Below are 19,621 nucleotides of genomic sequence, written 5' to 3' on the forward strand. Positions count from 1 at the left end.
ATTCACCACGCCGGCCATCGTGACTGGTCATCGCTCACTTGGCCCGATGCGTCGAGCGCGCGGCGCCCTCACCGCTTGAGGGAGACGCCGTAAACCGATCCCTGGGGCTGCGTTGTTGGAAACTCTGCGCACCGACCATCGCGATTGGTCCTTGCCCGCCTACCGTCGCGGGACCTTACGCGGCATGGATGCCGCGTAAGAGCTTACAAGGACGTACTTGCAGCGTGTCCTGCGATGGTAGGCGGGCAAGGGCCCTGCAACGAAGTCGCCGATTGGAGGCTCTCCAACTGGTCCATCCGCGCGCTATTCGAGAAACCGCTTCGAGTCGTTGCTTGGTTCAAATGCAGTCAAACCCTCCAGGTCAACGCACAAAAAAGCCCCGGCACTGCCGGGGCTTTTGGTTTGCAACGAACGCCTGGCTTAGCGATCCGGGCGGTGCGTGCCCGAGTCGTTCTGTGCGACCAGATATTCCTTGGATTGCTCGTCCAGCTTGTCGCCCAGCATGCGGCGCACCACCACGAAGAACAGCGGGATGAAGATCACGCCGAGCACGGTGGCGAACACCATGCCGCCGATCACGCCGGTACCGATGGAGTGACGCGAGTTGGCACCGGCACCGGTGGAGATCGCCAGCGGCAACACACCCAGGATGAAGGCGAACGAGGTCATCAGGATCGGGCGGAAGCGCAGGTGTGCCGCTTCCAGCGTCGCTTCGCGCAGCGTCTTGCCCGCCGCGCGCTGCTCCACCGCGAATTCCACGATCAGGATCGCGTTCTTGGCCGCAAGACCGATGACCGTGATCATGCCGATCTTGAAGTACAGATCGTTCGGCAGACCGCGCAGCATCGAGAAGCTGATCGCGCCCAGTACGCCGATCGGCACCACCATCAGCACCGCCACCGGAATCGACCAGCTCTCGTAGAGTGCGGCCAGGCACAGGAACACCACCACCACCGACAGCGCAAGCAGCAGCGTGGCCGCGTTGCCGGCGATGATTTCCTGGTAGGACATGCCGCTCCAGTCGAAGCCGAAGCCCGGTGGCAGATCGTTGTTGACGATCTCTTCCATCGCGTTCATCGCCTGGCCGGAACTGCCGCCGGGCGCGGGATTACCGACGATGTTCACCGCCGAATAGCCGTTGTAGCGGTTCAGCGCCGGCGAGGCATAGGTCCACTCGGCCCTGACCACATTGCTCAGCGGAATCATGCCGGGCTGGCCATCGGCGCCGGTGGCGGTGCTGCTGGGGGTGAAGAAGTTGCGCAGCGATTCCGGCCCGGTGCGGAACTGGTCGTCGGCCCGCATGTTGACGCGCTTGATGCGGCCTTCGGCGAAGTAGTCGTTGACATACACCGGCGCCAGCATCAGCTGGATGGAGCTGTAGATGTCGCTGACTTCCAGGCCCATCGACTGCGCCTGCACGCGGTCCACATGCAGCTGCAGCTGCGGCGAGTTTTCCAGGCCGTTCGGGCGCACGCCCACCAGGGTGTCGGCCTTCTGCGCAGCCTTGCCCAGCACGATGTTGCGTGCCTGGGTCAGTGCCTCCTGGCCTGCGCCGGAGCGGTCCTGCAGCCACATGTCGAAGCCGCCGAACTGACCCAGGCCCTGCACCGTGGGCAGGTTGACCACGAAGATCTGCGCGCCCTTGATGCCGTAGAAGGCGCCGTTGAGCTGCTTGATCAACTCCTCGGCGGTGACGTCGCGCTCGTCCCATGGCTTGAGCCGGATGAAGCCCATGCCGACGTTTTCGCCCGAGCCCAGGAAGCTGAAGCCGGCGATCTGCAGCATGCCTTCCACGGCCGGCTGCTTGTCCAGCACCGCGCGCATCTGCGTGAACGTCTCATTGGTGCGGATCTTGGTCGCGCCCGGCGGCAGCTGCACGATCGCCAGCGCGAAGCCCTGATCTTCTTCGGGCAGGAAGCTGCCCGGCATGCGGGTGAACAGGAAGCCGCACAGCACCACCAGCACCACGAACACGATCATCCACGGTGGCGAACGCTTCAGCGTATGACCCACCACGCCGACATAGCGATGCGCCAGCTTGTCGTAGTACTTGTCGAAGGTGCGGTAGACCCAGTTCTTCTTGTCCGAATGGGTGGCCTTGAGGAAGCTGGCGCACAGCGCCGGGGTAAAGGTCAGCGCCAGGAACGCCGAGAAGCCCATCGACATGGCGATGGTCAGCGCGAACTGCTTGTAGATCGCACCGGAGGCGCCGGGCTGCAGCGAGGAGGGGATGAACACCGCCGCCAGCACCACGGTGATGGCCACCACCGCGCCGGTGATCTGGGTCATCGCCTTCTGAGTGGCCGCCTTCGGCTCCAGGTGTTCTTCGCTCATGATGCGTTCGACGTTCTCGATCACCACGATCGCGTCGTCCACCACGATGCCGATCGCCAGCACCATCGCAAACAGCGTCAGCTGGTTGATGGTGAAGCCGATGGCGTACATGCCGAAGAACGTGCCCAGCAGCGCCACCGGAATCACCAGGGTCGGAATCACCGTGGCGCGGAAGTTCTGCAGGAACAGCAACATCACCAGGAACACCAGCACGATGGCTTCCACCAGCGTGTGGATCACTTCCTCGATGGAAATGCGCACGAAGGTGGTCGATTCGTATGGTGCAAACCAGGTCACGCCCTGTGGGAAGGTGGCCTGCAGTTCGTCGAGCTTGGCGCCCACTGCCTCTGACACGTTCAATGCGTTGGCACCCGGCAGCAGCTGGATGCCGAAGGCACCGGTGGGCTTGCCGTTGTACTGGGTGTCGAAGCCGTAGTTGCTCGGACCCACGGTGACGCGCGCCACGTCCTTCAGTCGCACCGTGGCGCCGTTGTTGTCGGTGCGCAGGATGATGTCTTCAAATTCCTGCGGCGAGCTGAAACGGCCTTCGGCCGAGACGGTGGCGGTGAAGCTGATGCCGTCGGGCGTGGGGTCGGCGCCGACCGAACCGGCAGCGAACTGCACGTTCTGGTTGCGTACCGCGGTCAGCACCTGGGTAGCCGACAGGTTGTAGCCCTGCAGCTTCTCCGGGTTCAACCAGATGTTCATTGCGTACTCGGCGCCGAACTGGTTGGTGCTGCCGACGCCGGGAACGCGCGAGATCTGCTCGAGCACGCGCGAACCGACGATGTCGTTGAGCGCATCGCGGTCGATCGACGGGTTCTCCGAGCGCAAGGCCGCCACCATCAGGAAGCCGGCGTTGGCCTTGGCCACCACCACACCCTGCTGGGTCACTTCCGAGGGCAGGCGCGGGGTGGCCAGCGACACCTTGTTCTGCACCTGCACCTGCGCGATATCCGCGTCGGTGCCGGTCTCGAAGGTCAAGGTGATGGTGACGCGGCCGTTGGAGGCCGAGGAGGAATTGAAGTACAGCAGGCCGTCGATACCGGTGAGCTGCTGCTCGATGACCTGGGTCACCGCTTTCTCGGCGGTATCGGCGCTGGCGCCGGGGAAATTGGCGGTGACGGTGACCTGCGGCGGGGCGATCGTCGGGTACGACTCGATACCCAGATTCAGGATCGAGATCACGCCCGCGAGCGAGATCAGGATCGCCACCACCCAGGCAAAGACCGGGTGTTCGATAAAAAACTTAGGCATGGCGGGGTTCCGTCACTGCTGCTTGGACTGGGAATCGGACGGCTGTGCGGCCGCGTCCTGCTTGGGCTGGTTCTGCGCGGCCGGGGCGGCGGCATCGGCTGCGTCGGCCGCGGGTGCGTCCTGTGGCTTGCCGGCCTGACCTGCGGCCGGTGCCGCACCCGGTGCGGCGCCCGGTGCACCCGGCTGCGCGCCAGCGGCCGGCTTGTTCGGATCCCACGGCACACCCTTGGCCGGCTGACCTTCCTTGGCCTTCTGCACGCCGTCGACGATGACCTGGTCGCCCGGCGCCATCCCGCCGGTCACGATCCACTGGCCCTTCTGCTGGCCGTCCACGGTGAGGTTCTTGCGCACCACCTTGCCGTCCTTGCCCAGCACCAGCGCATAGGCGCCCATCGCATCGCGCTGCAGCGCCTGCTGCGGCACCAGATAGGCATTGTTGCGCTGGCCCAGGCTGGCCTTGAAGGTCACGAACGCACCCGGCAGCAACGCCAGCTCGGGGTTGGGCAGGGTGGCGCGCAAGGACACCGCGCCGGTGGCCGGGTCCACGGTCACCGCCGACACGTCCAGGGTGCCGGGGTGCGGATACTGCGTGCCGTTGCCCAGTTCCACGTTGATGGTGGACTTGCCGTCGCCGCTGAGCTGCACGTTGCCGCTGCTCTGCGCCTGACGCAGCGCGGCCAGCTCCTCGCTGCTCATCGCGAAGTTCACGTACAGCGGGTCGATCTGGTCGACCGTGGTCAGCAGGGTGGCCTCACCGGCACCGACCAGGGCGCCTTCGGTGACCCGCTGGATGCCCGCGCGGCCGGTGATCGGCGAGGTGACGCTGGCGAAGCTGAGCTGGATCCTGGCGGCCTGGACCGCACCGCGCGCCTGCTGCACGCTGGCGCCGGAAGAGCGCTCGGTGGCTTCGGCGTTGTCGATGTCGGCGCGCGACACGTATTGCTGTGGCGCCAGGCTGCGCGCGCGCTTGGCCGCGATCTGCGCGTTGGCATAGGTGGCCTCGGCGGCCGCCAGCTGGCCCTGTGCCTGCAGCAGCGTGGCCTTCAGCGGTTCCGGGTCGATCTGGAACAGCGGCTGGCCTTCCTTGACGTCGGTGCCTTCGGTGTACAGGCGCTTGAGCACCACGCCGTCCACGCGGGCGCGCACGTCGGCCGAGCGGAACGCCGACAGGCGGCCCACCAAGTCGCGCTCCAGCGGCAGCGTCTGCGGTTTCATTTCCAGCACCGACACTTCCGGCGGCGGCGGCGCCTGCTGTTGTTCGGGCTTGCTGCAGGCAGCGAGCGCCACGGTGATGGCCAGGGCCAGGCCGAAGGTGCGGAGCGGGGCAATCATCAGGAGGAACTCCGTTAGGGTCTTGAAGAGAGAAGGGCGAGCGGGGCCAGCGCGGGCGCGGCGGTGGCCGCGGCAAACGCCCGCAAAAAGGTGTCGACGGCGAACTGCGCCCACTGCTGCCTGGCGGCCAGGCCGGCGCGGTGGGGGACCTGGAAGCGTTGGCGATCGAAATCCAGCCCGACGATCATGCTCAGCAACAGCTCGGCCATGAAGTGCGGATCGTCATGGCGCAACTGCCCGGCGTCGATCGCCTGCTCGAAGCGATGCGCCAGGCGCTGCTGCATGCCGACCACGCCCTCGTGGAAGATCTGCTGGGATTGATCGGGGAACCGGTGCGACTCGGCTTCCACCAACCGGCAGGTCTGTAGCACATCCGGGCGGTTGAGACGGTCAAGATGCGCCAGCGCAAATGCCAGCAGATCCTCGCGCAGGTCGCCCGAGGCGGTGCCAAGCGGCACCGTGGCCAGGTGCACGTGGTCCTGCAGCACGTCGCGCAGCAGGTTTTCTTTACAACCGTAATAGCTGTAGAGCGTCTGCTTGGAACATCCGGCGCGCTCGGCCACCGCATCCATGCTCAGCCGCATCCCGCGTTCGGCAAGCAAGGTATGCACGGCAGCATGGATGCGGCGATCGCAATCCGAACGCCGGGCGGCACGGGGTGGGCGAGGGGTCATGGCGGTAGACTATACCGTCCAGTTTAGTTTTTAAACAGCCTTGACGAGCGCCTCTGGCTCTGCACAACGCCTTGTGTGCCAAGCCTTGCGCCGGACTTTGCCGGATCTGGCGATCCACCGCCCGGCGGGCTGGCGCTGCCTGGCGAAACTACAGAGCGATACGGTTTTGAGCCATTGCCGCGTCTGCTGGGAGGCGTGCGTTTGCGCTATGCAGCAAGGCGTTGTCACGGGGCATCGGTACAATTCAGGTTTTCCACCGAGCATTCCAGCTCTACTCATGACAGCCAAGAAAGCCGCTTCGAAATCGTCCAAGACGTCGGTCAAACCGGTCGCCGAACGTGCCGTCCCCGTGCTGGCCTCCGAACCCCAGGCCGTGACCCTGGAGCCGGTGTTTGCCGCGTTGCGCAAGCGCTACCCGGCCGCCCGCCAGGCGGAAGTCCAGGCGTTCGCCGCCGACTTCTACCGGCGCATGGAGGAAGACGAGTTCCCCAACCATCCGCCCGAACAGTGGGCGGCGCTGGCGTCGGATATGCTGGAGTTCGCGCGCAGCCGCAAGGCCGGCACGGTCAACGTGCGGGTGTTCAACCCCACCTTGAAGAGCCACGGCTACGAGTCGCCGCATACCCTGCTGCAGATCGTCAACGACGACATGCCGTTCCTGGTGGATTCGGTCAGCATGACCCTGTCGGACCTGGGGATCGGCGTGCATGTGCTCGGCCACCCGGTACTGCGCATCGCGCGCGACAAGTCCGGCAAGCTGACCGCGGTGGGCGAGGGCAAGAGCGAATCGCTGATGGTGCTGGAGATCGACCGCCAGCCCGCCGACGAGATGCCCAAGGTGGAAGCGGCCATCCGCAAGGTGCTGGCCGAAGTGCGCGCCATCGTGCACGACTGGGCCGCGATGCGCGAGAAGATGGTGATGCTGGCCGACGACCTGGCCACCCGCCGCCTGCCGATCGACGACATCAGCCGCCACGAGGCGCAGGAATTCCTGCGCTGGGCCGCCGCCGACCATTTCACCTTCTTCGGCTACCGCGAGTACCGGGTGGAGAAGCAGGGCGGCCAGGAAGTACTGGCACCGGTGGAAGAATCCGGGCTGGGCCTGATGCGCGGCCGCGACACCTCGCCGGCGCGCCCGGTGACCACGCTGGCGGCGCACGGCTTGAATGCCTCGTCCAAGCTCAAGGATGCCTTGATCCTGACCAAGACCAATGCGCGCTCGCGCGTGCACCGGGTCGGTTACATGGATTACATCGGCATCCTGGAATTCGATGCCAAGGGCCGCATCGTCGGCGAGCAGCGCTTCCTGGGCCTGTTCACCTCCAGCGCCTACAACCGCCGCCCGTGGGAAATTCCGCTGGTGCGCCAGCGCCACGAGTACGTGATGAGCAAGTCGGGGCTGACCCCGAGCAGCCATAGCGGCAAGGCCTTGCGCCACATCCTGGAAACGCTGCCGCGCGAAGAGCTGTTCCAGTCCAACGAGGAAGAGCTGTATCGCACCGCGATCGGCATCCTGGGCCTGCAGGAGCGCGTGCGCAGCCGCATGTTCCTGCGCCGCGACAAGTACAGCCGTTTCATCTCGGCGCTGGTGTACATCCCGCGCGAGCGCTTCAACACCGATGTGCGCCTGCGCATCGAAGCCTTGTTGAAGGACGCACTGCACGGCGAATACATCGACTCGTCGGTGGTGCTGGGCGAATCGCCGCTGGCGCAGCTGCACCTGATCGTGCGGCCCAAGAGCGGCGAGGCGCTGGAATTCGATACCACCGAGCTCGAATCGCGGCTGGCGCACCTGTTGCGCAACTGGCGCGATGCGCTGCGCGAGGCGCTGGTGGCCCGGCACGGCGAAGCCAACGGCCTGCGCATGGCGGCCAACTTCGGCCGCGCGCTGCCGGCCGGCTATATCGAGGATTCGTCGATCGAATCGGCGGTGTCCGACGTCGAACACCTGGCCACGCTGGATGGCCCTGAGGACCTGCATCTGAGCCTGCAGGAAATCCGCCGCGACGATGGCATGCGCCTGGATGCCGGCGAAGGCCTGCGCCTGAAGCTGTATCGCCAGCTCGACGACATTCCGTTGTCCGATGCAATGCCGATGATGGAGAACATGGGCCTGCGCGTGATCTCCGAGCGGCCGTACCGGCTGCAGGTAGGCGACACGCCGGTCTATATCCAGGATTTCGAGGTCGAATCCACCGCCGGCAAGATCAATGCGGCCAGCGCCGATGCCAGCTTCGGCGAAGCTTTCGAGCGCATCTGGAACGGCGATGCCGAAAACGACGGCTTCAACCGCCTGATCCTGGCCGCCGGCCTGCACTGGCGCCAGGTCGCGCTGCTGCGCGGTTACTGCAAGTACCTGCTGCAGACCGCAGTGCCGTTCTCGCAGGCCTATGTCGAGGCCACTTTCACCCGCTATCCGTTGCTGGCGCGCCTGTTGGTGGAACTGTTCGAAGCGCGCTTCGACCCGTCCACCGGCTCGGAAACCAAGGCGCAGATCTTCGCCGGCCAGGAGCGCCTGCGCGAAGAACTGTCCGCGCTGGCAGGCGGCGACGAGGCCACGCTGAAGGCGCTGGAGCCGGTGCTGGAGGCACGCGGCAGCGACCGCGCCGCGCAGCAGGAAGCCACCCGCGCCACCTTGCTCAAGCTGATGGACCGCGTCTCCAGCCTGGACGAAGACCGCATCCTGCGCAGCTTCATCGACGTGATCGATGCGACCTTGCGCACCAACTATTACCAAGCCGACAAGCACGGAAAGCACGGCCATTGCATCAGCTTCAAGCTGGATTCGGCACGCGTGCCCGACCTGCCCAAGCCGCGCCCGTATCGCGAGATCTTCGTGTATGGCCCGCGCGTGGAAGGCGTGCACCTGCGCTTTGGCGCGGTGGCGCGCGGCGGCCTGCGCTGGTCGGACCGCCGCGAGGACTTCCGCACCGAGGTGCTGGGGCTGGTCAAGGCGCAGATGGTGAAGAACACCGTCATCGTGCCGGTTGGCGCCAAGGGCGGTTTCTACGTCAAGCGTTCGCCGGTCGGCGATCGCGATGCGATCCAGGCCGAAGGCATCGCCTGCTACAAGCTGTTCATCCAGGGCCTGCTCGACATCACCGACAACATCGTCGGCGGCAAGATCGTGCCGCCGCCGCAGGTGGTGCGCCACGACCAGGACGACCCGTATCTGGTCGTTGCCGCCGACAAGGGCACGGCCACGTTCTCCGACATCGCCAATGGCCTGGCGCTGGACCACGGCTTCTGGCTGGGCGATGCGTTCGCGTCCGGCGGCTCGGTGGGCTACGACCACAAGGGCATGGGCATCACCGCGCGCGGCGCGTGGGAATCGGTCAAGCGCCACTTCCGTGCGATGGATCGCGACTGCCAGAGCCAGGATTTCAGCGTGGTCGGCATCGGCGACATGTCCGGCGACGTGTTCGGCAACGGCATGCTGCTCTCAAGGCATATCCGGTTGCTGGCCGCGTTCGACCACCGCCATATCTTCCTGGACCCGAATCCGGATGCGGCGGTGTCGTTCGCCGAGCGAGATCGTCTGTTCAAGCTGCCGCGCTCCAGCTGGGCCGACTACGACGCCAAGCTGATCAGCGCCGGTGGCGGCATCTATCCGCGCACGCTCAAATCCATCGACATCAGCGCGCCGGTACGCGAAGCGCTGAGCCTGGATGCCAACGTCAAGCAGCTCTCGCCCAACGAGCTGATGAACGCCATCCTCAAGGCGCCGGTGGACCTGTTCTGGAACGGCGGCATCGGCACCTACGTCAAGGCGGCCAGCGAATCGCATGCCGATGTGGGCGACCGTGCCAACAACGGCCTGCGCGTCAATGGCGGCGAGCTGCGCTGCAAGGTGGTGGGCGAGGGCGGCAACCTGGGCCTGACCCAGCTGGGCCGTATCGAGGCCGCGCAGGCCGGCGTGCTGCTCAACACCGACTTCATCGACAACTCGGCCGGCGTGGACACCTCCGACCACGAGGTGAACATCAAGATCCTGCTCAACGACATGGTGCAGGCCAAGAAGCTCACCTATGACGCACGCAACAAGCTGCTGGCGTCGATGACCGACGAAGTGGCCGAGCTGGTGTTGTGGGACAACTACCGCCAGAACCAGGCCATCAGCCTGATGGAGCGCATGAGCGTCAAGCGCCTGGGCTCCAAGCAGCACTTCATCCGCACGCTGGAACTGCAGGGCCTTTTGGACCGGCAGATCGAGTTCCTTCCGTCCGATGCCGAGCTGTCGGCACGCAAGGCGCGCGGGCAGGGCCTGACCCGGCCGGAACTGTCGGTACTGTTGTCGTATTCCAAGCTGGTGGCGTTCCAGCAGCTGCTGGAATCGGATATCCCCGAAGACCCGTACCTGTCCAAGGAATTGCAGCGTTACTTCCCGCAGCCGCTGCAGAAGAAGTACGCCGATGCGATGGAGCGCCACCGCCTCAAGCGCGAGATCATCGCCACTGCGGTGACCAACACCACCATCAACCGCATGGGTGCCACCTTCCTGATGCGCATGCAGGAAGACACCGGCCGCAGCATCGGCGAGGTGGCCAAGGCCTACACCATCAGCCGCGAAACGCTGGATGCACGCGCGCTGTGGACGCAGATCGATGCGCTGGACGGCAAGGTGCCCGAGTCGGTGCAGATCGATGCGCTGGAAGTGATCTGGCGCCTGCAACGTTCGTTCGTGCGCTGGCTGTTGCTGCGCCCGGGCCAGATGCCGGGCATCACCGCGGCGGTGGAGCGTTACCACGGCCCGTTCAACGATATCCGCGTGGCATCGGGCGTGCTGGCCGACACCCAGCGGCCGCTGTACGAAGCCAGCGTGCAGGAATGGCAGGACAAGGGCCTGCCGCCGGCACTGGCACAGCAGCTGTCCGAGTTGCGCTATCTGGAACCGGCCTTCGACATCATCGAAACCGCACGCACCCGCAAGCTCAAGCCGGTGGAAGTGTCCAAGGTGCACTTCCGTCTGGGCGATGCGTTGCGCCTGCCGTGGTTGTTCGAGCAGATCGATGCGCTGGAGGTCAACGGCCGCTGGCATGCGGTGGCACGTGGCGTGCTGCGCGACGAACTGGCCGCGCATCAGCGTGCGCTGGTGGGCCAGGTGCTGACCATGCCGGGCGGCAGTGCCGAGGACAAGGTGGCCAACTGGATGGCGCGCGACGATTCCAGCCTGCGCTTCACCCTGGCCATGCTCGCCGACGTGGCCGAGCAGAAGACCCTGGACTACCCCACCGTGTCGGTGGCGGTGCAGCGATTGGGGCAGCTGGCGGCGCACGGGGTGTAGGCGTGCGCCAGGTGGCGACGGAGCGCAGGCTTCGTCGTCATCGCTTCAGATCATCGAAGGATGCAACGAAACGGCCGCCGTCCTGGCGGCCGTTTCGTGTCGGGCGCACCGCGAGGCCACGGTGTCGATCGCGTCATCCCCGGTCGGCGGCGAAAATGCGCCGACTTCCCGCGGCATCGTTGCGATGCCCGCCTACGCCCGATGCCCGCTCATTTCCTGCCCGGCATGCTTGTCGAAGCGCAAATGCCACCAGGTGGCGCTGAGCGAGATCAGGCTGACCACGCAGAAGGCCAGCGAAAAGTCTCCCTGCCGGGGCTGGGCGTGACCGCCGGCCAGCATCGCCAGGTTGAGGATCATCGCGCCGGCGCAGACGCCGACCGAGAGCATCAATTGCTGCAGGGTGGTGTACAGGCTGCTGGCGCGGCTCATGCGCGCGGTGGGCACGCTTTCGTAGGCGATGGTGTTGTAGGCGGCGAACTGGAACGACATGAACGCGCCGCAGCACAGCAGCAGGGCGAACATCAGCGCCGGCGGCCAGTCGGGGCGGAACAGTGCGCACACCATGTAGCCCAGGCTGGCCAGCACGCCGTTGCCGATCAGGCTGTTGCGGTAGCCGAAGCGGCGCAGCAGCTGCGGAGTGATGCTGCGCATCAGCAGTGCGCCCAGCGCGGTGGCCAGGATCAGCCGGCCGCTGTGCGCGGCGCTGAAGCCGAAGCCGATCTGGAACAGCAGCGGCAGCAGGAACGGGTGCGCGCCCTGGGTGATGCGCATCAACGCGCCGCCGATCACCGACAGCCGGAACGAGTCGATGCGCAGCAGGGTCAGGTCCAGCAGCGGAGCGGGGTGGTGGCGCGCATGCCACAGATAGCCGATGGCCGCGCTGGCGCCGATCGCCAGCAGCCAGCTGGCCACGCCAAGACCGTCGTGCTGGCTGACCATCTCCAGGCCGAACAGCAGGCAGCCCAGCGCGGTGCCGCACAGCACGAAGCCGCGCAGGTCGAACCGTGCCGGCACCGATTCGTTGGGAATCTCCGGGATGAAGCTACGCATCAGCAGGAAACCGGCGATGCCGATCGGCACGTTGATGTAGAAGATCCAGCGCCAATCCAGATACGAGACGAAAAACCCGCCCAGCGGCGGGCCCAGCATCGGGCCGATGAAGGCCGGCACCAGGGTCCAGGCCATCGCCGACACCAGGTGGCGGCGCTCCACCGTGCGCAGCAGGATCAGCCGGCCCAGCGGCGCCATCATCGCCCCGCCGGCGCCTTGCAGCACGCGGGCGGTCACCATGGTGGGCAGGCTGTCGGCCAGCGAACACAGGATCGAGCCGCCGACGAACACCCAGATCGAGGCGCCGAATACCCGGCGCAGGCCGAAGCGGTCGGCGATCGCGCCGCTGGCCGGGATCAGCACCGCCAAGGCCAGCAGGTAGCTGGTCATGGCGATGCTCATCGCCGGCGCAGCAACGCCGAAGTCGCGCGCCAGGGTCGGCAGCGCGGTCGCCAGCACGGTGGCGTCCATCTGCTCCATGAAGATGGCGCAGGCCAGGATCAGCGAAATGATGCGGTAATCGGGATAGGACGGCGGCGCGGCGCCGGCCTCGGACACGCTGGAGGACATCGGACTCTCGGTTGCCGGGCCGTATCGACGGCGCCGCAGGGGCAGCCGGATCGGCCCGCGTCGCACGGTGTTGTGCGGCGCAACATCGGTATTGTCCGCTGGTGTGGGGCGGGGTTCAAGCGCACGTGGGTAACAGTGCGTGCTTGGCGATGCAGAGGCGGTGGTTTGGTGGCGGGTGTCGGCGTGATGCGAAGATGGGCGGCGAAGGCGGCTGGTGTGACGTGATCGCGCGCAATGACGATATAGGCGCGCGAAGGGATGCATCGTCGGCTGGTCGTCACCGAGCTGCCCGTACCCTCATCCGGCGCTATGCGCCACCTCCTCCCGAGGGGAGAAGGATCAAGGCGTAGCACGCGGACAGGGATCGCCATTGGAAAAGCCCCTCTCCCTGCGGGAGAGGGGTTGGGGTGAGGGTGCGGCGGAAGACAGCCAACCTGAGATCGCGAATGGGCGGCTGTCTCAGCTCCCCGAATCAGCGCTGCGGCGTCGGGCTGTCCCAGGCGTCCTTGATCTGCAGGATCTGCGGCAGCGCCTGGCGGAAGTGCTGCACCAGGCGCGGTTCCAGTTGCTTGCCGGACATGCTTTCCAGCTTGCGCATTGCGTCTTCCACCGTCCATGGGGCCTTGTAGGCGCGCCGTCCGCACAGCGCGTCGAATACGTCCGCCACCGCCACCAGGCGCGCGGCTTCGGGAATGGCCTCGCCGGCCAGGCCGTGCGGGTAGCCGCTGCCATCCCAGCATTCGTGGTGGTGCAGCGCGATGTCGGCGGCCAGCTGGAACACCGGTCCGCGCCCGTGGCGCAGCAGGTCGTGGCCGGCCTGCGGGTGTTGCCGCACCACCGAGCGTTCGTGCTCGTCCAGCGCATCGGGCTTGTGCAGGATGCTGCCGGGTACTGCGATCTTGCCGGCATCGTGCAAGGGTGCGGCGTCCTGCAGCAGCTGCGCCTGCTGCGGCGACCAGCCGGCCGCTTCGGCCAGCACGCGGGCATAGGCGGCCATGCGCCAGATATGCGCGCCGGTGTCCACGTCCTGGCCCTGGCCGGCCGTGCCCAACAGGTGGATCGCATCGCGGTACTGCTGCGCCAGGCGCGCGCTCTCGGCCAGCTTGAGCTGCGTACCGATGCGAACCTTGAGCAGGGCCGGGGAATAGGGCTTGCTGACGTAATCGGCCGCGCCCGCCTCCAGCCCGGCGCGTTCGTCGTGCGCGCTGTTGCGCGAGGTGACGAACAGGATCGGGATGGCACTGCTGGACGGCTGTTGCTTGAGCGTACGTGCCACCGCGTAGCCGTCCATGTCCGGCAATTCCACGTCCAGCAGGATCAACGCCGGGCAATGCCGGCTCACCGCTTCCAGCGCTTCGCCACCGGACTTGGCGAACACCAGCGGAAAGTCCTCGCGCAACAACTGGCGCAGCGTCGCCAGGTTGCTGGACTCGTCGTCGACACAGAGCAGGGGACGGGACGGCATGGGAGGTCCTTGCAGCGGTACGGGAGATCGCCCTCAGCGTGGGTGGGTGGCCTGCCAGTCGCGCAGGGTGGCTTCGGCGCGGCGGAAGTCGAAATCCTCCACCGACCGTTGCAGTTCTTCCCGCAGCGTACGCGCCAGGCGCGGTGCGCAAATCAACAGGGCGTGGTCGATCTTGTCGGCATCGTCGCTGGCGAAGGCCGCCTCCAGGATCTGCACGCTGTCGGCATCGAGCGCGGCCTCGTCGCCATCGCTGCCGGTCTCATCGGTGTCGTGTTGCAGGAAGGCGCGGATCGCATCGGCCGTGCGCTGCATGATGTCCTGCAGCGCGCTCAATGCGGTGGTGATGTCGTGGCCATCCTCGATGCGGGTCTCCAGATCGCCTGCGGCGCCAGCCAGGGCCGGCAGCGCCAGCGACCCGGCCGCACCGCGCAGCTTGTGCGCCATGGCGCCGATCGCCGGCAACGCGTTGTTGCGCAGATGCTCGGCTGCCACGCCGGCCGGGTCGGGGTTTTCGCGCAGCAGCTTGCGCAGGTAGCGTGCGTACGGCTCGCGTTCGCGCCACAGGCTGCGCGCGCGCGCGGCGTCCAGCAGCTCCGGGTCGCTGTGCTGCCATTCCGGACCGTCATTGCTGTCGGTCTCGTGCGGCAGCGATGAGATGCGGCGCATGCCCGGGTGCATGAAATGGCGGATCGCGGTGACCAGTTCCTCCACGTTGAACGGCTTGGCGATGAAACCGTTCATGCCCGCTTCCAGGGCCTTTTCCTGCTGCGGGCGGAAGGCGCCGGCGGTGAGGGCGATCACCGGCAGGCTGGCCAGGGCCGGGATCTGGCGCAGCCTGCGGGTGGCCTCGTAACCGTCCACCACCGGCATCTGCACATCCATCAGCACCAGCTGGAACAGCTCCGGCGCGCGCTTGAGCACGTTGACCGCCTGCTCGCCATCGTGGGCGACGGTCACCATGGCGCCTTCGCCTTCGAGGATGCGCTGCGCCACCTCGCAATTGATTTCGCTGTCGTCCACCAGCAGCAGGTTGGCCCCTTCCAGCCGCCGCGACACGAAGGTGGGTGCGGCAGGACGTGCGCCGGGGCGCGCGTCGGCCAGCTGTTCCACCAGGCGATGCAACGCCACGCTGGTGACCGGCTTGGTCATCACCGCATCCAGGTCCTGCTGCTCGGGATGTTGCTCCAGCAGGCGGCGTTCGTAGGCGGTGACCATCACGATCACCGGGTGCGGGCCGGGCGCGGCGCGCGCGCGGATCTGGCGTGCGATGGCCACGCCGTCGATGTCGGGCATGCGCCAGTCGAGCAGGAAGATGTCGTAGGGCTCGGTGGCCTGCTCGATCGCGGCCAGGGCGGCCTGGCCGCTGGCCACCGCATCCACGCGCCAGCCCAGTTCGGTGGCGATGCGCGCCAGGTTGTTGAGTGCGGCATCGTGGTCGTCGGCGATCAGCACGCGCGGCATCGCCTCCGGCGGCGGTAGCGGCGCATCGCTCTGCGCGGCCGGCGGGTCGGATTTTTCCAGCGTCACCACGAAGTAGAACTCGCTGCCACGGCCGGGCACGCTCTCCACTTCCAGCTCGCCGCCCATCAGCTCGATCAGCCGCCGGCTGATGGTCAGGCCCAGGCCGCTACCGCCGTAGCGCCGGCTGGTAGAGGTATCGGCCTGCAGGAACGGCGAGAAGATCAGGCTCTGCTTTTCCTTGGAAATGCCGATGCCGGTATCGCGCACCGAGAACAGCAGCTTGACCTTGTTCGGGTCGCCGCTGGGAAAGCGCCGCACCGACAGCACCACTTCGCCCTGTTCGGTGAACTTGATCGCGTTGCCGACCAGGTTGACCAGCACCTGGTTGATGCGCAGCGCATCGCCCAGCAGCCAGCGGCTGTCGCGCGGCAAGGGCTCGACGATCATCTCCACCGGCTTGGCGCTGAGCGAGGAGCGCATCAGGTCGGCGATGTTGTCGAACAGCTGGTTGAGGTCGAACGGCGCACGCTCCAGGTCGATGCGCCCGGCCTCGATCTTGGAGAAGTCCAGGATGTCGTTGATGATCTCCAGCAGGCTGCGCGCCGAGCGGTCGATCTTGGTGACCATGTCCTGGGCGGCGCTGGGAAGTTCGCTGCGCTGGAGCAGATACAGCATGCCGAGGATGGCATTCATCGGGGTGCGGATTTCGTGGCTCATGTTGGCCAGGAAATCGGACTTGGACTGGTTGGCGCTCTTGGCCGCATCCATCGCCAGCCGCAGCTGCTTCTCGTGCAGCTTCTGCTCGGTGAGATCCACCGCCACGCCGAGATAGCCGATCACCTGGTCGTTGTCGTCGCGCAGGGTGCTCAGCGTCAGCAGCACCGGCAGGCGGCGGCCATCGTGGCTGACATAGGTCCATTCGCTGGTATCGCTGCGGCCCAGGCTGGTCAGTGCGGCCACCGCCTCCAGCGTCGGCGCCACCGGAGTGCCGGTCTGTTCGGACAGCCGGTGCGCGCGCTCCTGCAGCTCTTCGAGCTCGACGAACTGGCTGGCCTTGCGCCGGCCGATCACATCCTCGGCGGCGTAGCCCAGCAGTTTCTCCGCGGCGGGATTGAACAAGGTGACAAACCCGCTGGAGTCGGTGGCGATGATGGCGTAACCGGCATGCGCCAGGATCGCGCGCTGCAGCACCGAGAACTTCACCAACTCGCTGGTGCGCTCGGCCACCTGGTGTTCCAGCGAAGCGTTCAGATCGATGATGCGCTGGTGCGAGCGCACCCGCTCGGAAATGTCGCGGAAGAAATGCGAGTGGCCGCTGAGCGTTTCGTCGGCTTCGATGATCGGTGCCTTGCTGGCGAGCACATGCACCTGATGTCCGTCGCGGTGGCGCACGCTCAGTGCTGCCGACGCATTGACCGGGTGCGGCTGGTCGGGCTGGTCGATGTCCGGCATCGTGTACGGCTGCGGCGACAGCAGCATGCCCAGGTCCTGGCCGATCGCATCGTCCGCGGCATAGCCGAACATCGCTTCGGCGGCTGGGTTCCAGTGGGTGATGCGGCCATCCGGCGTCTCGGCAACGATGGCTTCGCTGGAATGGCTGACCAGTGCGGCCAGTTCCATCTGCTTGCGCAGCACTTCCTCGCGGCGCAGCCCGTTGCTGAAGTACAGGCCCAGCAGTGCAGCCAGCAGTACCGAGGTCGCCATCACCAGGCCACCGACCAGCCACGGCGAGGTCTGGTTGAGCGAGGCGACGAAGCTGGCGGTGGGATGGGCGGTGATGACCCAGGTGCGGCCGTAGATGGGCAGCAGCTGCACGACCGGCCGCCGCCGCGCACTGTCGCTGGCGGGCGTGCCGCTGCGATAGAAGTTATGGGTGGGCTCGTTGCGATCGGACAGATCCAGCGCCACGTCGTCGCGTTCGCCCAGTGCGCTGCGGACCATCTGCTCGACGCTGAAGGGCGCATACACCCAGCCATTGGTCGCCGCCATGCGCTGTTGCGGAGTCTGCAACGGCATGCCTTCGCGATACACCGGCAGCAGTACCAGAAAGCCGCTTTCGCTGGGCACGCGATAGCCCGACAGCGAGACCGGCGAGGTCATGATCGGTTCGCCGGCGCGCGCGGCCTGCAGGGCGGCCGCACGCCGCCGCGGCTCGGAGGCGATGTCCAGGCCGATGGGCCGGTTGCCGGACGACTCCGGTTCGAAATACAGGACGATGTAGCGTTCGCCGTCCCACGGCGCCAGCGGACGGCGATGGATGTCCGGCGCGCCGTCGGCACGTGCGGCTTCCAGGAATCGCGCCTCGTCGGCGGGCGCAACCCGATGGATGTATCCGTATCCCAGCACGCCGGGAAACTCGCGCGAATAATCCCGCGAGCGGCTGTACAAGGTGAACCGTTCGCGACTGATGACCTCGCTGCCGGCGCCGATCACCGCGCCGCGCGCGCCGCGCAGGCCGTGCTCGAAGGTATACATGCGCTCGCTGATATTGCGCGTCAGGGTGCGCACCACGAACTGAAACCGTTGGTCGCGCTCCAGTTCGTTATGCCGTTGCAACCACACACCGGACACGATGGCCGCAATCAGGCCGGCGGCAAGAATCAGTACTGCACAGATGAAGGCACGGCGTCCGTATTTCCTGCGCAGATTCCAACGGCCGTTCGGCATGTTCGTTCCTTCGCCTTGCCTGTTGCGTGCCCAGTGCCCAGTGTCCTGGCCGACAGCGACGTCGACCGCGCGGTACCGCCTGACGATCATCCGGCTGCGTGCAATGTCCCCACTGCCTGCATGCATTGGTGGTGGGCGAGCGACCTCGTGTCAGTGCATCAGAACGATAGCCAGATCGATAATGCGTGAAGGGCAAGACCGATCAGCCCGCCAACCAGGGTGCCGTTGAAGCGAATGTATTGCAGATCGCGTCCCACACCCAATTCCAATTGTTCGACGAGGTGACGTTCGTCCCAACTTTTCATCGTCGAAGCGATGTGGTCGGTGACCGATGCACGCAGACGCGTGGTGAGTTTGTCCGCGGCCTGCAGCATGTGCTGGTTGAGTGCCTCGCGCAACGACGGATCCTGCGACAGCGCCTGGCCGAGCGATTGCATGGAACGCTCCAGGTGCGCGGCCATCGACGAGTCTTCGCGTGCCAGGTCGTTGCGCAATGCCGTGCGGATCTCGCCCCACAGGCCCTGCACGTAGTCCTGCAATGCCGGATGGTCGATCACGCGCTGCTTGAGCGCTTCCACGCGTTCGGCCATCTCCGGCTCATCGCGCAGCCGCGCGATGTAGCCCTGCAACCAGTTTTCATAGTCGCGCCTGATTGGATGCTCGGGCGTGGTGAGGATGTCCTGCAATTCTTCGATCCCCGCACGCGCCATGCGGTCGGCCAGCGAATCGCCGATCTCTTCGATCGGCTTGACCCAGTTCACGGTGCCGACCAGCTTGGGCCATTCGCGCCGTGCATAGCGCACGATCAGCGCCGAGGCGCGGGTCTTGACCTGCTCCTGGTCCAGCCACTCGCCCAGCCGCAGCAGCACTTCGTCCAGCAGTTTCTGATGACGCCCGTCGGTGGTGAGCAGCGCCATGACATCGCCTACGGTGGCGGCCGCATTCCACTTGCGCAGGCGGTCCACCACGAAGCGCTGGATCGCGCGGCGCACGGCGGCCTCGTCCAGCAGCTCCAGCGCCTGCAGCATCCAGCCGCGCGCCATCTGCGCCAGCATATGCGACTGCTCGGGCTTGGCCAGCCATTCGCCGAGCCGGCTGGCCGGATCGAACACGCGCAGCTTGTCCATCAACGCATCCGGCGCCAGGAACTGGTCGCGCACGAACACCGCCAGTCCGTCGGCCAGCCGCTCCTTGCCGCGCGGCAGGATGGCGGTATGCGGAATCGGCAAGCCCATCGGGTGGCGGAACAAGGCCACCACCGCGAACCAGTCGGCCAGTGCGCCGACCGTGGCCGCTTCGCAGAATGCCGACACCCAGGCCCAGATGCCGTGTTCGCCCATGAGATGGCTGACCACGAAGCCGGCGAGCATGGCCAGCAGCAGCGCGACCGCGAGCAGCTTCATGCGCTGTAGCTGGGCGCGGCGGGGATCGATGGGGCGGGAAGTGCCAACGCTTGGGTCCATCCCGCGAGTGTACCCAGTCGCGTGCCGATGGCATGTCACGCTGGACGCCGTGCATCCCCGTGGC

8 protein-coding genes are annotated in these 19,621 nt (G+C 66.5%); 1 reads left to right on the top strand and 7 read right to left on the bottom strand.

What is annotated here, in order from left to right; translation table 11 throughout:
* Nucleotides 1-420: 420 nt before the first annotated feature.
* Genes ACCQ05_RS09120 through ACCQ05_RS09130 form a run of 3 tightly spaced genes read right to left on the bottom strand, consistent with a single transcriptional unit; the run spans nucleotide 421 to nucleotide 5,597 of the window.
* Nucleotides 421-3,591, bottom strand: a complete 3,171-nt coding sequence (locus ACCQ05_RS09120) for a multidrug efflux RND transporter permease subunit (RefSeq protein WP_228964339.1) — start codon at nucleotides 3,589-3,591, stop codon at nucleotides 421-423.
* A gap of 12 nt (nucleotides 3,592-3,603) precedes the next feature.
* The gene (locus ACCQ05_RS09125; protein ID WP_228964340.1) at nucleotides 3,604-4,923 is read right to left on the bottom strand and encodes an efflux RND transporter periplasmic adaptor subunit; all 1,320 of its coding nucleotides are present in this window, start codon (nucleotides 4,921-4,923) and stop codon (nucleotides 3,604-3,606) included.
* 14 nt (nucleotides 4,924-4,937) lie between these two features.
* Nucleotides 4,938-5,597 (bottom strand): TetR/AcrR family transcriptional regulator, encoded by a 660-nt coding sequence (locus ACCQ05_RS09130; RefSeq protein ID WP_228964341.1) that lies wholly within the window; start codon nucleotides 5,595-5,597, stop codon nucleotides 4,938-4,940.
* A 277-nt stretch (nucleotides 5,598-5,874) separates the two neighbouring features.
* Between ACCQ05_RS09130 and ACCQ05_RS09135 the strand changes: the two genes are divergently transcribed.
* Nucleotides 5,875-10,881, top strand: coding sequence for an NAD-glutamate dehydrogenase (locus ACCQ05_RS09135; protein ID WP_372393567.1), 5,007 nt, complete (start codon nucleotides 5,875-5,877; stop codon nucleotides 10,879-10,881).
* Nucleotides 10,882-11,073: 192 nt separating this feature from the next.
* Here ACCQ05_RS09135 and ACCQ05_RS09140 read toward each other — a convergent pair whose 3' ends face one another.
* The 4 genes from ACCQ05_RS09140 to ACCQ05_RS09155 form a co-directional block, all read right to left on the bottom strand.
* Entirely contained in the window at nucleotides 11,074-12,501 is a 1,428-nt protein-coding gene (locus ACCQ05_RS09140) for a DHA2 family efflux MFS transporter permease subunit (protein ID WP_372393568.1), read from the bottom strand.
* A 472-nt stretch (nucleotides 12,502-12,973) separates the two neighbouring features.
* Nucleotides 12,974-13,966 (bottom strand): HD-GYP domain-containing protein, encoded by a 993-nt coding sequence (locus ACCQ05_RS09145; protein ID WP_104540345.1) that lies wholly within the window; start codon nucleotides 13,964-13,966, stop codon nucleotides 12,974-12,976.
* A gap of 33 nt (nucleotides 13,967-13,999) precedes the next feature.
* Nucleotides 14,000-18,094: a CHASE domain-containing hybrid sensor histidine kinase/response regulator gene (locus ACCQ05_RS09150; protein ID WP_372393569.1), complete on the bottom strand. Its 4,095-nt coding sequence runs from the start codon at nucleotides 18,092-18,094 to the stop codon at nucleotides 14,000-14,002.
* Nucleotides 18,095-18,252: 158 nt separating this feature from the next.
* Complete coding sequence (locus tag ACCQ05_RS09155; RefSeq protein ID WP_372393570.1) at nucleotides 18,253-19,557, bottom strand: DUF445 domain-containing protein; 1,305 nt, start codon at nucleotides 19,555-19,557, stop codon at nucleotides 18,253-18,255.
* Nucleotides 19,558-19,621: the final 64 nt, after the last annotated feature.

It is taken from the genome of Xanthomonas sp. NCPPB 3582 (genome assembly GCF_041475735.2).
In the GTDB taxonomy this organism is placed as follows: domain Bacteria; phylum Pseudomonadota; class Gammaproteobacteria; order Xanthomonadales; family Xanthomonadaceae; genus Xanthomonas; species Xanthomonas codiaei.

Bases quoted from the DNA above. Each gene is read 5' to 3' on its own strand.
- ACCQ05_RS09130 (WP_228964341.1), bottom strand. From the start codon at position 5,597: ATGACCCCTCGCCCACCCCGTGCCGCCCGGCGTTCGGATTGCGATCGC.
- ACCQ05_RS09125 (WP_228964340.1), bottom strand. From the start codon at position 4,923: ATGATTGCCCCGCTCCGCACCTTCGGCCTGGCCCTGGCCATCACCGTG.
- ACCQ05_RS09140 (WP_372393568.1), bottom strand. From the start codon at position 12,501: ATGTCCTCCAGCGTGTCCGAGGCCGGCGCCGCGCCGCCGTCCTATCCC.
- ACCQ05_RS09120 (WP_228964339.1), bottom strand. From the start codon at position 3,591: ATGCCTAAGTTTTTTATCGAACACCCGGTCTTTGCCTGGGTGGTGGCG.
- ACCQ05_RS09155 (WP_372393570.1), bottom strand. From the start codon at position 19,557: ATGGACCCAAGCGTTGGCACTTCCCGCCCCATCGATCCCCGCCGCGCC.
- ACCQ05_RS09135 (WP_372393567.1), top strand. From the start codon at position 5,875: ATGACAGCCAAGAAAGCCGCTTCGAAATCGTCCAAGACGTCGGTCAAA.
- ACCQ05_RS09150 (WP_372393569.1), bottom strand. From the start codon at position 18,094: ATGCCGAACGGCCGTTGGAATCTGCGCAGGAAATACGGACGCCGTGCC.
- ACCQ05_RS09145 (WP_104540345.1), bottom strand. From the start codon at position 13,966: ATGCCGTCCCGTCCCCTGCTCTGTGTCGACGACGAGTCCAGCAACCTG.